Source organism: Clostridium sp. YIM B02555 (assembly GCF_022320955.1).
In the GTDB taxonomy this organism is placed as follows: Bacteria; Bacillota; Clostridia; order Clostridiales; family Clostridiaceae; genus Clostridium; species Clostridium saccharoperbutylacetonicum.
In genome coordinates this window covers 303,882-319,424 of sequence record NZ_JAKJJY010000001.1, presented here as the reverse complement: position 1 = coordinate 319,424, position 15,543 = coordinate 303,882, and the positions used below count along the sequence as shown (strand labels likewise).

Here is a 15,543-nt window from a genome sequence, read left to right as displayed (position 1 = left end):
TGCTTTAGTCAAATCTATTATTTAGATTTTATTATTATATATTTAATAAACTATTTATACAACCTAATAGAAATATTTATTGCTTATGAAACTAAAGACTGTATATAATTAATATATACATAGGTAAAACTTTACATTAAACAAAATATATAATAAATCTAATAATATATTAAAACAACGGAGGCATAACTATGACGATAAGAAGATTTCCCGAAGGATTTTTATGGGGTGGTGCTACTGCTGCCAATCAAGTTGAAGGTGGCTGGAAAGATGGTGGCAAAGGTATCAGTGTTTCAGATTGTGCACGTCACCATTTAGATGTGGATGTAACCAATTACAAAAAACATAATGCTGTTACAAGTAAAGATATAGAAGAAGCTTTGAAAACAGATGATGAATCTTTATACCCTAAGCGTCACGGCTCAGATTTCTATCATCACTATAAAGAAGATATTAAGCTTTTTGCAGAAATGGGCTTTAAAGTATATCGAATGTCCATTGCTTGGTCTAGAATTTTCCCAAATGGTGACGATATAGAACCAAATGAGGAAGGGCTTCAATTCTATGATAATGTCTTTGATGAATGTTTAAAGTATGGAATAGAGCCACTAGTTACTATGTCCCATTATGAACCACCAATAAATTTAGTTTTGAACTATAATGGATGGTATTCAAGAGAATTGGTAGGTTTTTTCGAAAAATATGTAACAACTATTTGCAAGAGATATAAAGATAAAGTTAAATATTGGCTAACTTTTAATGAAATTGATTCAATGATAAGACATCCTTATACTACTGGGGGATTAATTGAAGATAGGTTCCCAGAAATGAACTGGGAACAGGTAATCTTTCAAGCAATGCATCATCAATTTGTAGCTAGCGCATTAGCAACAAAAATCTGTCATGAACTAATTCCAGATGCAAAAGTGGGTTGTATGCTTACAAAATTAACTTATTATCCATATACCTGCAAGCCTGAAGATGTTTTAAAGGCACAACAGGATATGCGTGCTACTTATTGCTATAGTGATACTCAAGTATTTGGAGAATACCCTTCATATCTACTTGCTAGATTTAAAAATAATGGGATTATAATAAAAAAAGAATCTGGTGATGATGAAATTATGAAGAATTATCCTGTAGATTTTGTTTCATTTTCATACTATATGTCTTCTTGCACAGCTGCATCAACAGAAGGTTTAGATATATCTGCTGGAAATACAATTACGGCAATAAAAAATCCTTATTTACCATCTAGCGCCTGGGGATGGCAGATAGACCCAATTGGACTTAGAATCTCTATGGTGGATTTATATGATCGTTACCGTAAACCTTTATTTATTGTAGAAAACGGACTAGGTGCTAGAGACGAGGTTAACACAGATGGAACTATTAATGATCAATACCGTATTGATTATTTCAATTCTCACTTTAAAAGCATGCTGGATGCCATTGAATATGATGGGGTTGAATGTTTAGGTTATACCTCTTGGGGATGCATCGATATTGTCTCAGAATCAACTAAACAAATGTCTAAACGCTATGGTTTTATTTATGTTGATTGTGATGATTATGGAAATGGAACTTTTAAGCGTATACCTAAAAAATCATTTTACTGGTATAAAAATGTAATTGAATCAAATGGAGAATGCTTATTTGAAAATTAACCTTATATTCCATGCATTAATATGATTCTAACTTCAAATACTAAAAATTGATTACTTAACTGTTTTAATATTTATAGAAATTATCTAAGGAGTGATTACATGCACAATGAAAAGAACCGTAATAATGCAAATACTGGGAATAATAGTGAAGATCTCATAATTGATATTTCTTCTTCAAAATCACCTGCTTCTGACACTGAAGACATGCTTGAAACTAATAATTCAAATATTTCAAGGTCGTCAATATCTCCAGAAACTATTGATGTTAATGATGATGATGACGATGATTAGTTAGTTATTCTTCAAACAAAATGAAAGCTTGTAGATTATTAACTCATTATAATTTACAAGCTTTCACTTTTATATTGCTCTTTTATTGTGCAAATACTATTCTAAATCTATGTATTATTCTTCTTCATTAAGTATTTCTTCTACTTCTTCGATACTCAATCCTGTTGCTTCAGCAATTTCATCCAATTCTTCAAAGCCCATTAAATCACGGGCCAATGAAATCATAAGCTTCTTCACATTTTCTTCAACCTTTGGAGGTAATTCTGACATATCTGTTAGGTTTTCAGTTAAATCAAAATATTCTTCCTGTTCATCATCTTCTTCCTCTAATTCAAAAAGACGCCTTTTCTTTGCCTTTTCTCTATCAAATTCATTAAGATATACCAGTTTACTATTATTAATCTCTAAATCTTCGTCTGAAAATACTGTTATACCTTCATTTTCAAGTATTTGAGCAGTTATACCCTTGCCATTAATTCTATTTCCAGTAAATGTACCATCATGTACAAAATTAGCTCCACAAGAAGGACTTCCTTCCTTCAATATAGCCTTAGTAGCTCCAAGTTCTTTTGCTATTTTTAAGGTTTCATATGCTCCATTTATAAACTTTTGAGTTACATCTTCACCCTTATTGCTCATAGCTTTTCCGTTGCCTTCTATTATTTGACTTGCTGTATTATCTAATTCAACAGGATTTCTAGGCGTAGGTAATCCACCTAACTGTTCTGGGCATACTAGAACAGCTTTACCTTCTCTAAATAACTTTAAGCATCTTTCATTTGATCCACTTTTTCCATTATATCTGCAATTCACACCGCATAAGCATGCACTTATTATATACATAAAACCACCTCTAATTCAGTTTACAGTTTACAGTTTACAGTTTGCAGTTAAAAACAAAATTTCGCATAAACGTTTATGTTTCTAATTGCATGCTATTAACTGTTAATTGGATTAGGCTTTTAACTCTACCATTGTTACTCCATCTCCACCTTCACCATATGCACCAAGTCTATAAGCTTTCACATGAGGATGTCTTTTTAGCATATCATTTATGGCTTTTCTCAAAATTCCTGTACCTTTACCATGAACTATTGTTACTTCTCCTAAATTAGCCATGTAGGCATCGTCTAAATATTTATCTGCCTTATAACAAGCTTCTTCTGCATCTAGTCCTCTTAAATCTACTCTTGACTCAACATTACTTAAATTTAATTTTACTTCTCTTTTCCTTCTAACTTTTTCTTCTTTAGTAGCTTTTGTTTTTCTTAAATCACTAAGTTTAACATTAATTTTCATAATTCCAGCTTCAACTTGAACTTCACCCTTATTATCTGGCATAGAAATAATAATTACCTTTTGATTTAATGATGGCAACAAAGCTTCCATGCCCAAAGTAACCTTAGTTATAGCTTCACCTTCATTTTCCTTTGTATTGTGAATGCCTTTTTCTCTTTCTTCTAAATTCGCCTTAAGTTTTTTACGTTCTTCTTCAAGTCTATGTCTTCCACCACCTGAGATTCCAAGCTTTTCAAGCTCTCTCATGGCTTTTAAAATTTCATCAGCTTCATCTTTAGCTTCTGAAATTATTTCTTTTGCTTCACGTCTTGCATCCATATAAGCCTTTTCTCTTGTATTATCAAGTTTTTCAAGCTTTTCCTCATACTTTTTCTTAAGTTCTTCTGCTTCTTTTTTGATTATCTTTGCTTCTCTTGCTTCTTGTTTAGCAACAATACTTTTTTCCTGAAGCTCTCTAATTAAATTTTCAAATTGAAGATTTTCTTCTGAAATATATTCTTTTGCTCTTTTTATTACACCTTCAACAAGACCTAATCTCTTGGATATTTCAAAAGCATTAGACTTTCCAGGCACTCCAATTAAAAGTCTATATGTTGGTCTTAAGGTTTCTATATCAAATTCCACCGAAGCATTTTCTACACCTTCAGTTTTTATTGCATATGCCTTAAGTTCGCTATAGTGAGTTGTTGCTATCAATTTTGCCCCTCTATTTTTCAAGGTCTCCAATATTGATACAGCTAATGCAGCCCCTTCTGTTGGATCTGTACCAGCACCAAGTTCATCGAATAATACTAACGATTTATCATCAACATGCTTCATAATTTCAACTATATTAGTCATATGAGATGAGAATGTAGATAAACTTTGCTCAATACTTTGTTCATCTCCTATATCAGCAAAAACCTCTGTAAAAAATGCTATTGATGAATTATCTCTAGCTGGAATTAAAAGTCCACTTAATCCCATAATATGAAGCAATCCAACAGTCTTAATAGTAACAGTTTTACCACCCGTGTTTGGTCCTGTTATCATTAAAGTTGTAAATTCTTTTCCTAGATAAACATCCGATGGTACTACTTTATCTCCAGCAATTAATGGATGTCTTCCTGATAAGATGCTAAAGGTTTCATCTTCATTAACTTTTGGCTTTATAGCATTTAAAGCCGATGCATATTTTGCTTTTGCAAATATGAAGTCAAATTCAATTAATACCTTTAAATTGCTTAAACATTGTTCCCCATTAAGTTTAACCTTTGAAGAAAGTTCTGAAAGTATTCTTTCAATTTCAGCTTTTTCTTTAAGAACTAATTCTCTTATTTCATTATTCAAATTTACTAAGCTCATAGGTTCAATAAAAAAAGTTGCCCCTGTTGAACTCTGATCATGAACAAGTCCAGGAACTTGGCTTTTATATTCTGATTTTACAGGTATTACATATCGGTCTCCTCTCATAGTATATAAGTCATCCTGCAAATATTTTGAATTACTTTTTACTATAGAGCTTATTTTCTCCCTCACAGAAGAATTCTTTTCTTTAAGACTTCTTCTTATGTTGTATAAAGTTTGACTTGCCTTATCACTAATCTCATCTTCTGAAACTATAGCTCTTTCAATCTCTTCTTCCAACGTTTTTACTGGCACTAAAATATATGCTAAATCTTCAAGTCTTGGATATGACCTTTCTACTTCATCTCTCTTAAAGAATTCCTTCATAGTTCTAGAAGCTCTAAGCATTCCACCAATTCTTAATAATTGCTCTGGGCTTAAAGTTCCACCTTTTTTAGCTCTTTCAATTCCTTCATGAGTATCAGCAAGTCCTTCTAAAGGTGGATTCCCTTTAGAGATCAAAATTTCCAAAGCTTCATTTGTATCTTCTAACTTATTATTTATTTCATACAAATTATTATACGGTTCAAGTTTGTCTACCAAGTCTTTTCCAGCATTTGTTCTTGCATATTTTTTTATTTTTTCTTTTATTTTATTAAACTCTAATACTCTTAGAGATCTTTCATTCATTTACAACACACCCTTATGTCAGTTTACAGTTGTCAGTTTACAGTTCACAGTTATTCAAAATATTTTACTCCCCAACTGCAAACTGTACACTGTAAATTGTAAACTGTTATTCAACGCCTCTTCTATAGTGGCCTTTTGTATATTTTACATTTTCATTTTTCTTCTTATTAGAAATTTGATTTAAAATTTCCTTAACTTCTTCATAACATTCATCCTTAAAATCTACTCTAAAACTTGAAATATTAAAAGATTTAAGTTCTTCTACTTCTTCAATTAAATTTGTAGCTAATGAATTTAAAATATAACTTCTACAGCTATTATCTGCTAAAACACTAAAACTTTCGTTCATTCTATCTATTAATGTAAAGGTATCTTTCATACATGATTTACTGCATTCCTTTTTAGCAGATTTATTACCAAAAGTACTGCCTATTGGGCAATATTCACTAACCATAAGCTCTGTTTTCCCATAAATATTCACAGCAACCTTACAATTAATATCTTTCATTAGTTCTTTTATTTCTTTTCTATTTAATTCTAAGCTTACAGAAGAAATATCTACATCTTCAGCATAAAATTCAGCTGCTTCCTTATTGAATATATTTAGTTTATAATCGCCTATTATAAATAGTTTATCTTTAAAAAGTTTAATTATTCCTGCATTAGAAGTTATTATTCCTTTTATATAAGGTGTTAATTCATCAATTATCTTAACAATATAATTAAACTCACCTTTGATTATATTAGGTACATTTAAATATATGTTTTTATTTTCGATTCCTTGCTCATATAAATTCTTTAAATCTTCTTTATTCAAAGCTGTATTTTTTCTACTAAAAAATACATTTAAGGCTATATTTTTAACTGTTTCTTCTTCTACTAACGCCCTCAACTGCTCTTTTGTAATGCAGCTATAAATATATCCTAATTCCTCAGCAGATTTTATATTCTTAGCTTTAGGAGCTTCTTCATTTCTTCTTCTCCTATATCCACTAACTTCTTTTAAGATTTTATCAAATAAATCTCTTCTTAAATTATTAATTGAAGCAATTCTTATAAATCCATCATCGAAAACATCAAAGAACACTTTATCAAACTTGTAAGGAATATCTCCAGATTTCTTTAAAGCTTCCTCAACTCTTTCTCTTGTTAAAGGCTTATTTTCAGCGGATTCTACTATCTCTCCATAAACCTTGTATTCCTTATTATTAAATTTTGTTTTAATGCACAGTGGTGCATTAACCTTAAATTCAATTTCTCCTACTAGATTTATTTTTTTCTTGTAAGGCTTTAAATCTTCTTTTAACTCATCATATAATCTTTTATCAGACATTTTATATAATTTATAGCCTTTTTTGTAGCCGCCAGTCGGAAACAACTTAACCTTATCGCCTATAAAAGCTTCTTTTACTTCTTGATTATTTTTTAAGATTTTACTTAAGGTAAACCCATCATCTAAAAAACGAATTCCATCGCCTAATCCAACATTTTCTTCCAATATTACTTCTCCACTATTTGTAACCTGTCCTATAAAAACTCCAGTATTTTTAGGATAATTATAGCTCATCATATCCTTACCTACATTTTTATATAAATATGCTTTAGCAAATCCTTCTCTATTAAATAATTGGGCTAATTCATTTCTGCCTTTATGTAAATCAAATTTTGTATTTACTATTACCTTATCAATTGCTCTTCTATAATTTCTAGTTACACCAGCTACATATTCTGGTTTTTTCATTCTTCCTTCAACCTTTAAAGATGCAGTACCACTTTTAATAATTGAATCTATATCTTCAACTAAACAGGTATCTTTAGGACTTAAGAGATAGCCCTTTCTTTCTCCTAAAGTTTCACCTTGAAGTGTATATTGCATTCTACATGGCTGAGCACATCTTCCTCTATTTCCGCTTCTGCCACCTATCATAGAACTCATTAAGCACTGACCTGAATAACATACGCATAAAGCGCCATGCACAAATATTTCAGTTTCAATATTTAAATCCTTCGATATGTACTTAATTTCATCTAAAGTTAATTCTCTAGATAAAACAATTCTCTGCATGCCTTTTTCTATAAAATATAAGGCACCTTCAGCATTGTGAATTGTCATTTGAGTTGACGCGTGAAGTTCAAATTCAGGATACACATCTCTAATTAAACTAATTAAGCCTACATCCTGAATTATTAATGCATCTACTCCAATTTCATATAGGTATCCTACATATTTTAGAGCTTCCCTTAATTCATTTTGTTTTAAAAGCGTGTTCATAGTAACATACACTTTAACATTATAACTATGCGCATAATCCACTGCTTTTTGCATAGTTTCATTATCAAAATTAGAGGCATAAGCTCTCGCAGAGAACTTATTCCCCCCTAAATATATTGCATCAGCACCATTGTTAATGGCTGCAATTAGACTCTCCATACTTCCCGCTGGAGCTAATAATTCAATCTTGTTCATATTTCTCCTTTGCACTATCTTTTCTTGTTAACAACAGGTCCTACTTGCATTTTTTTAATTTTAGCAATTTCTATATCTTTATTTATTATTTCAGATTGTAATTCAAATAGTCTATGTTGAAAACCTCTAGACTCTTGTGTAAATTTTTCATTTTCATTAGCTAACTTTTCTTTTTCACTAGCCAAATTTGAAACTTTTTCTTGTAACTCTTCAATATTGTTCTTACTATTATCTAATTCCTTTTGCTTAGCTTCTATTTCTCTCTTTAATTTTAAGAAAATCCATTCTTTATCTTCAAGCTCTTTTTCTAAGCGCTCTACTAATCTTTCCTTTCCTCCTAATTCTTCTTTAATTCTTCTTAATTCATGCTCTGCAGCCTCTATCACTTTTCGCAAGTCTTCTATTTCTTGAATTTTTGTATTAAGCTGCTTTTCACTTTCTTCTTGAGTTACTTTTAATTCATATTTTAATTTTTCATTATTGCTTCTTGTAACTTCAAGTTCTTCCTCTAAAATTTGTTTTTGTTTGTCAGTTTTTTCTATTTCTTGTGATAATCCATCATTAACATCTCTCATGTTTTTTATCTCAATATGTAAGTCTTCTTGCTCTACTTTTAATTTATTAATTTCTGTTGCCAATACATCCTTTTCTTCACTTAATAAATTAATTTGGTTAACTAAATCTTCATTTTCTTTTGTAATATTATTTATTTTATTTTTACCTTCTTTTATTTCCCTATCTGATTCTTCAATCAAATCATTTAATTCTTTTTTAATTTTATCATTTTCAATTTTACTTATTTCTATTTTATTATTTAATTCAATAATATTTTCTTTTTCGCTTTTTAAATCATTCTTCAATTCTTCTTCACTTAATAATAATTCTGCCACCTTATTATTTAATATTTCTCGTTCTTCCCTAGCCCTATTCTTTAACATAGTGTATTCATTAATTTTATTATCTAAATTTTTCTTACATTCAGTTAATTCATTGATACATTTAGTATACTCTCCATTTAGTTTATCTAAGTTTATTTTACATAAACCATAATCCTTATTTACTAATTCCTTACTAGCAATTTCTGCTTGTAAATTTGCTTTAACTTTTTTCAACTCTTCATAAGTATTGTTATAATCAACTTCAAGAGTTTCCTTACTTTTCTTTAATTCTAAAACTTCACTATCTAAATTACTATTAATTGAAGTGAATCTTTCTATTTCTTTAGTTAAGTGTAAGTTATTATCACTTGTTTCTATTAACTCTTTATTGATTTTCTCTTTTTCAGCATTTACATTGGCAATTTGATTTGTTAAATTTCTCACTTGTTCATTTGCTTGCTGTAGTTGTTTCTCTAATCTATGTTCTTTATTCTTTGCATCATCTGCTTTTTTATAAATAAACTTATTTTTTTCTTTGATTTCAGCAAGTTCTTTACTTAATGCTTCATTTATATTTCTGTTCTTTTTTAATTCCTCATTTACCAATTTATTTTGATTTTTAAGTTTGTCATTTTCTACTTTTAAATTATCTATTATATCCTTTAATGACTTATAAGTTGCCTCTTGGTCTTTATATCTAGTGTTTAATTCTTGCTCTTTCTTGTCAAACTCACTTTGAATACTCGACTTTTCTTTATCAATTGTCTCTATATTGAGCCTTACTTGTTCAAGTTCTTGCTTAATTTCTTTAATTTCTGCTTCTAAATTTTCTTTAACTTTTACTGAATTATCTAATTCTAAATCACAATCATAAAGCTCATCTGCAATATTTACAGCAGCCAAGACTGCTGCTGCTGTCGAACTAAAGCCAGCCTTTTTAGAAATTATTTCTTTAATTCTTGTATCAACATAATTTGCTACCCCTAGCAAATATTTTTCATCTTTTTCCCCTGTTAAAATATAATTCATGCCATTTATGTTAACTGTTACCTTGATCATAATAACACCTCGTAAAATTCTTTATTACCTTAATTATATGGCATAATTACTAATAAAACAATTGTCTAGACCTAACTGTAAGCCAATTGTTATAATTTCCTGGATAAATTCCAATTATATCCAAGTATTATTTATTGAATTTTAAAAAAACTCTCGTAGTTATCAAATTTTGTGCTATACTTATTGTGATTATTTTATTGTTTAATGATATAAAAATGATTAACTTTTTCATATTATGTTAATCATTTTTACTATATGACTAGAATTGGACGGTGAGTACGATAAATATTAAATCTATTTTAAGCATATTATTATCTAAAATTACTGCTTTTGCTGCAAAGCATATTGTAAAAGGTGGAAGTAACTTTCCTGGAAAAATTGCATTAAAAATTGATAAATCAATTTTGAAGACTGTTAGTAAAGGATATAAGGTTATTTTGGTAACTGGAACAAATGGTAAAACAACAACTACTAGTATGATTTATAATATCTTAAAGGAAAACAACTTTAATGTTATTACTAATAATACTGGTGCTAACTTATATCCTGGTATTGTAGCATGTTTTGTTTCAAATTATTCATTTTTTAAAAAGAAAAGTAATCCTTACGCTATAATAGAAGTTGATGAAGCCAATGTAAAGTTTATTACAAAGCATTTAACTCCTGAAATAATAACTGTAACCAATTTATTTAGAGATCAATTAGATAGATATGGTGAAGTGTACACAACTCTAGTTAAAATTTTAGAAGGTATAACTAATATTCCAGAAACTAAGCTTGTTTTAAACGGTGATGAATCTTTGCTTGGCAAATTAGATGTTAAAAATCCATCTGTATATTATGGATTTAATACTCCAATTAAAGAAGATACTTCTTTAGATATTAATGCGGATGCTAAATTTTGCAAATTTTGCAAAACACCCTATTCCTATAATTTAGTTACATATAACCATCTAGGCGATTTTTATTGTCCTGAATGTGGATATAAGCGTCCTGAACTTAGCTATGCTGTAAATAAAATTTTTGATTTAACTACTGAGAATTCATCAGTCTTAATAAATGATACAGAAATTTTTATAAGTCAATCAGGAGCTTATAATATTTATAATGCCTTATGTGCTTATTCAATTTCTAAAGAGCTTGGTATTGATGATTCAATAATTAAAAATTCTCTTCAAAAACAAAGCTCAAGTTTTGGAAGACAAGAACAAATAAAAATTGATAATAAAGATATTCAAATTATATTAGTAAAAAATCCTGCTGGATATAATCAGGCATTGGATACACTTGCACTTAATCAAAGTGAATTTTCTGCAGTATTTATGCTAAATGATAATTATGCTGATGGACGAGATGTATCTTGGATATGGGATGTGGACTTCGAAAAAATTTCCACATTAAAACTAGAAGATATTTTTGTTTCTGGCCTTAGAATGTACGACATGGCTGTAAGACTAAAAGTTGCAGGTTTAAATGTTGATAAGTTTATTTTAAAGGAAGATTATGAAGAACTAACTGAAAAAATAAAAGAATCGGCTTCTAAAAAAATATATATTCTTGCAACTTATACTGCGATGATTAATTATAGAAAATACCTTCATTCAAAAGGTTATATTAATAAGTTATGGTAAACTACGGAGGTTAAAAATATGGAATTGACTATTTGTCATTTATATCCTGATTTATTGAACGTATATGGTGATTTGGGTAATGTACTCATTTTAAAGCATAGAGCGGCTCTTAGAGGAATTGATGTGAATATAATAAACTCCTCGCTAGGTGAAAATATTGATAAAGAAACTGTAGATATTATTTTCTTTGGTGGAGGCCAAGATTATGAACAATCTATCGTATCAAAAGATTTAAATGAAGTAAAAAAGGAAGCTATGATAGATTATATTGAAGAAGGAAAGGTTCTTCTTGCTATCTGCGGTGGATATCAATTATTAGGTAAATACTACACGGCTCCAAATGGTGAAAAGATAGATGGACTTGGAATTTTAGATCTTTATACTGAAGGTGGAGATACTAGATTCATTGGAAATACTGAAATATATAATGAAAACTTCAATGAAACCTATGTAGGTTTTGAAAATCATTCAGGGCGGACTTATATAAATAACCATACACCACTTGGAAAATGCATCCATGGTTATGGTAATAATGGAGAAGATGGACAGGAAGGCTGCATCTATAAAAACACTTTTGGATCATATTTTCACGGCTCTTTCTTATCTAAAAATCCAGAATTTGCTGACAGGCTATTAATGTTAGCTTTAAAAAATAAGTATGGTCAAGATATACAATTAGATTCCTTGAATGACGAATTTGAGATTATGGCAAAAAAATCCATTATAGAAAAATTAAAATAAATCAAATTTTATGCTATATAGTTAAATTTTACACTTAATATTTAGTGTTACTTTTATTGTTATAACATTACATAAATGTTATACTAAAAATGTTTTAATAAACAATGGCATGTTTAAAGAGATTATCTTTAATTGTGCCTAAATGGAATTGGAGAGATTATACTTGAAAAAAAATTTAATTTTAAAAACACTTATATTGACTGTTTCACTTTCTTTGTTTAGTCCCTTTGCTATAGCAAGTTATGCTGTGAACAACAATTCAAAACAGAAAACTGAAGCCACCTCAAAAACTGCCCCAAAAGCAAAAACCGAGGCTTCAACTAATACTACTTCAGAAGCAAAAACTGAAACTAACGCAGATGGCTTACCTGAAATAAAAGGAGAAGCAGCTTTAACCTTTGACTATGACACAGGTGAAATAATTTATTGTAAAGATGCTGACAGTAAAAGATATCCAGCTAGTACTACAAAACTTTTAACAGCTTTATTACTATCTGAAAATAAAAAACCTACTGATCAGCTTGAATATACTGAATCGGCAAAAAAGCAGCCTGAATATTCTTTAAATCTTAATTATATGCACAACACCATGCAACCTGGTGATACAGTAACTGCTGATGATATCATGAAAGGGCTATTACTGTTTTCAGGTAATGACACAGCTTATGTAATTGCAGATAATGTTGCAGGTGATTCTACTGCTTTTGCTGATATGATGAATAAAAAGGCAAAAGATCTTGGAGCTAATAACAGTAATTTTATTACACCTAATGGCTTACACAATGATAATCATTACACAACTGCTTATGACTTATCATTAATATTGAAAGCAGCTTTTGAAGATAATTGGGTTAAAAGCACAATGGAACTTGACAAAGCTCCTATTACTTTAAAAAATTCTAAAATTATTTTAGAAAACAGAAATCTGACTCTTGGAAAAAATGGTAACCTTGCTGGAAAAACTGGTACAACTGTTCCAGCTGGTGGATGTTTAACTACAGTTTATGAAAGAGAAGGTAGAAAAATCGTAGGAGTTGTATTAAAAAGTAGACAAATTGACAATGCTGATATGACTAAATTTAATGATATGGATGCTATAATGAATTATAGCTACGCAGCTACTAAATCAGTCTATAAAACTAAAGGTGATGATGTTGGAACAGCTGATGTAAGTTATAAACCATTTATTTTATTTGGACCTACAAAAACTATTTCTGTACCTGTTAAATTAACTCAAGATGTAAATTACTATAAAAATGCAATTAATGATACTGAATCTAAAATAACTTTTGATGGAACTAATTCTAGTGCATGGAGTTTACTTTCTAATAAAAACATAAAGTTAACTTATAATACAAGACATTATTCTGAAGAAGTTACTGGCTCAGTCGATATTACACTTAGTGCAATACTTAAGGATAACCTTATAATATATATTGCATCACTAGTAGTGTTAATTATTATTATTACCTTAATTCTTCTTATTAAAGCTATGGCTTCAAATGCAAAACGTAGAAAAAGAAGTTATTCAAATAGATCACGTAGAAGAAGATATTAAAATTATTTATAGAATTTATTTAGGCATCTCTTAATATATAGGTTGATATTTAAGCTCCTAGCTATTTTGAGGATGCCTTTTTTGAAGGAGTAATTACATATGAATAAAATCAATTTTAAAGGAAGTGTAATGCTTAATCCTACCCCTGTAGTATTAGTTACCTCTAAAAACAATGCTGATAAAGTTAATGTATTTACAGTAGGATGGGTTAGCACAGTTTGTACTAAAGAACCTATTATTGCTATGGGAATAAGGCCCGAAAGATTATCACATGAATATATCAAAGAAAGTGGCGAATGTGTTATTAATTTACCAACCAGAGAAATGGTTAAAATAGTTGATTACTGTGGTGTGCGTTCTGGTAAAAAAGAAGATAAAATCAAACATTTTGGTCTACAGCTTAATAAAGGAGATTCAATTTCTACACCTTCACTACAAAAATCTCCAATAGCTTTAGAATGTAAATTAAAATCAATTACCCCTTTAGGGACTCATGATTTATTCTTATTTGAAGTATTAAACATTAAAGTAGATGAGGATTTACTAGATTCAAATGGTAAGATATGCTTTAATAGAGCAAATCTTATCTGCTATAGCCATGGAGAATATTATGGTTTAAATGCAAAACCTTTGGGTACTTTTGGATATTCAGTAAAAAAGAAAAAGAAAAAAAGATAGTAATTAATAATTGCCAATTATCAATGTTCATGAAATAATTGAGCATTGATAATTGGCAATTGTCTATTGAAATTTCACCCTTCAACTATGAAATGTTTTTCTAACGCGCAAATCATTTCCTCTCTAAAATTTTCAAAATCACTTATATTTAATACTTGCCCATTTTTTTTATCATATATTACTAAAGATATATATACCTCATCATTTTTATATGATAGCAAATATCCTAACTCCATATCTTTTTCTAAATCAATTTTCTTAAAATCAGAAACAGTGATTTGATACAGCTTAGATTCCTTTTTTTCTAAAACTACGCAATTTCTTTTAGTACTCTCACTTTCTTTACTATTGCAATATCTTTCATCATTCAATGTAATAAACATATTATTTATATCATATCTTCCAAAAGGAAAATATAGATATCGCTTTTCTTTCAAAAAAGCTATTACATAGTCTTTTATTTCAGACTTAGGACCATGATATCTTTTCCCATTCCTATTTATTGAAAACATTAAGCTTGTATAATTTCCATCCCATTCAAAATATTTTTTCTGCCAAGTTTCTAGAAATAATAACAGGTTTAAAAAATCAAGATTTTTATATTCATTCTTGATTAAATAATTATTTATATTTTCATATTCTAATTCTTCCCTTATTAACTTCTCTTCATTATTTAAAAACATTACTTGTCCACGTTCACTTAAAAATTTATAAAATTCACTTCCAAAGTTAGTAGTTAAAATAATTTTTAGAATAATCTTATTGTATGATAATATTTTTTCACTTGCATTCTCGCTATTATTTTCTAAGTCTCCTGAACAATTATCTATATATTTTTTTACTAAAGTTGAATCTTTCTGTATATATCCTTCTTTTTTCAATCTTAATTGAATCAAATCACTTTTTATGTACTCTTCCATAAGATAATCTTGTCTTTTTTGATCTTTTCCTTTAATTGAAATAATTATTGGTATAATCTTCGATAATTTCTCTTCCAAAGCTTCTTCAATATCTCTAATATAATTTTTAGAAGAGTTCAAAGTACATTTTTTATTCAAATTTTCTTTAAATTTATTAATAATATTTATCTCTTCAATAATATCTATTTCTTTTTTTAATACGGTTTTTTCTTCAATCTCTGAAACAATTAACAATTTACTTTTCTCAAAAGCATATCCTAATCCATAAGTTATAAGCAATTCATCGTCATAAGCCATCTTTACACGTCTCCCGCACTTCTTATTATTTGCTGTAATAA

At 29.0% G+C, this 15,543-nt stretch carries 11 protein-coding genes; 6 read left to right on the top strand and 5 right to left on the bottom strand.

The genetic code is table 11. The annotated features are described in order from the left end of the window. The first annotated feature begins 191 nt into the window (after positions 1-191). Complete coding sequence (gene ascB / locus L3B98_RS01365) at positions 192-1,667, top strand: 6-phospho-beta-glucosidase (RefSeq protein ID WP_275298341.1); 1,476 nt, start codon at positions 192-194, stop codon at positions 1,665-1,667. Between the two features lie 99 nt (positions 1,668-1,766). Continuing rightward, entirely contained in the window at positions 1,767-1,958 is a 192-nt protein-coding gene (locus L3B98_RS01360; protein WP_077360891.1) for a hypothetical protein, read from the top strand. 114 nt (positions 1,959-2,072) lie between these two features. On the opposite strand, the gene L3B98_RS01355 is transcribed toward L3B98_RS01360, so the two are convergent. From L3B98_RS01355 to zapA, 4 genes are all read right to left on the bottom strand, one after another. After that, positions 2,073-2,801 (bottom strand): DUF523 domain-containing protein, encoded by a 729-nt coding sequence (locus L3B98_RS01355; protein WP_238915268.1) that lies wholly within the window; start codon positions 2,799-2,801, stop codon positions 2,073-2,075. Between the two features lie 111 nt (positions 2,802-2,912). Beyond that, on the bottom strand, positions 2,913-5,273 hold the full coding sequence (locus L3B98_RS01350) for an endonuclease MutS2 (RefSeq protein WP_238915266.1): 2,361 nt from the start codon (positions 5,271-5,273) through the stop codon (positions 2,913-2,915). 106 nt (positions 5,274-5,379) lie between these two features. Continuing rightward, positions 5,380-7,740, bottom strand: a complete 2,361-nt coding sequence (locus L3B98_RS01345; protein ID WP_238915264.1) for a U32 family peptidase — start codon at positions 7,738-7,740, stop codon at positions 5,380-5,382. A gap of 14 nt (positions 7,741-7,754) precedes the next feature. Beyond that, on the bottom strand, positions 7,755-9,677 hold the full coding sequence (gene zapA / locus L3B98_RS01340; RefSeq protein ID WP_238915263.1) for a cell division protein ZapA: 1,923 nt from the start codon (positions 9,675-9,677) through the stop codon (positions 7,755-7,757). Between the two features lie 272 nt (positions 9,678-9,949). Here zapA and L3B98_RS01335 point away from each other — a divergent pair, with 272 nt between their 5' ends. The 4 genes from L3B98_RS01335 to L3B98_RS01320 all read left to right on the top strand — a co-directional run bounded on the left by L3B98_RS01335 (position 9,950) and on the right by L3B98_RS01320 (position 14,285). Then, positions 9,950-11,308, top strand: coding sequence for a Mur ligase family protein (locus tag L3B98_RS01335; RefSeq protein WP_015391146.1), 1,359 nt, complete (start codon positions 9,950-9,952; stop codon positions 11,306-11,308). An 18-nt stretch (positions 11,309-11,326) separates the two neighbouring features. Further along, positions 11,327-12,049, top strand: coding sequence for a type 1 glutamine amidotransferase (locus L3B98_RS01330; RefSeq protein WP_015391145.1), 723 nt, complete (start codon positions 11,327-11,329; stop codon positions 12,047-12,049). 163 nt (positions 12,050-12,212) lie between these two features. Continuing rightward, positions 12,213-13,607 carry a D-alanyl-D-alanine carboxypeptidase gene (locus tag L3B98_RS01325; protein ID WP_238915261.1) on the top strand — a complete coding sequence of 465 codons (1,395 nt, stop codon included), beginning with the start codon at positions 12,213-12,215 and terminating at the stop codon, positions 13,605-13,607. 99 nt (positions 13,608-13,706) lie between these two features. Then, positions 13,707-14,285, top strand: coding sequence for a flavin reductase family protein (locus L3B98_RS01320; protein WP_238915259.1), 579 nt, complete (start codon positions 13,707-13,709; stop codon positions 14,283-14,285). 74 nt (positions 14,286-14,359) lie between these two features. On the opposite strand, the gene L3B98_RS01315 is transcribed toward L3B98_RS01320, so the two are convergent. Further along, the gene (locus L3B98_RS01315) at positions 14,360-15,502 is read right to left on the bottom strand and encodes a hypothetical protein (RefSeq protein WP_238915258.1); all 1,143 of its coding nucleotides are present in this window, start codon (positions 15,500-15,502) and stop codon (positions 14,360-14,362) included. Between the last annotated feature and the right edge of the window lie 41 nt (positions 15,503-15,543).

Bases quoted from the DNA above. Each gene is read 5' to 3' on its own strand.
- ascB (WP_275298341.1), top strand. From the start codon at position 192: ATGACGATAAGAAGATTTCCCGAAGGATTTTTATGGGGTGGTGCTACT.
- L3B98_RS01360 (WP_077360891.1), top strand. From the start codon at position 1,767: ATGCACAATGAAAAGAACCGTAATAATGCAAATACTGGGAATAATAGT.
- L3B98_RS01355 (WP_238915268.1), bottom strand. From the start codon at position 2,801: ATGTATATAATAAGTGCATGCTTATGCGGTGTGAATTGCAGATATAAT.
- L3B98_RS01350 (WP_238915266.1), bottom strand. From the start codon at position 5,273: ATGAATGAAAGATCTCTAAGAGTATTAGAGTTTAATAAAATAAAAGAA.
- L3B98_RS01345 (WP_238915264.1), bottom strand. From the start codon at position 7,740: ATGAACAAGATTGAATTATTAGCTCCAGCGGGAAGTATGGAGAGTCTA.
- zapA (WP_238915263.1), bottom strand. From the start codon at position 9,677: ATGATCAAGGTAACAGTTAACATAAATGGCATGAATTATATTTTAACA.
- L3B98_RS01330 (WP_015391145.1), top strand. From the start codon at position 11,327: ATGGAATTGACTATTTGTCATTTATATCCTGATTTATTGAACGTATAT.
- L3B98_RS01320 (WP_238915259.1), top strand. From the start codon at position 13,707: ATGAATAAAATCAATTTTAAAGGAAGTGTAATGCTTAATCCTACCCCT.
- L3B98_RS01315 (WP_238915258.1), bottom strand. From the start codon at position 15,502: ATGGCTTATGACGATGAATTGCTTATAACTTATGGATTAGGATATGCT.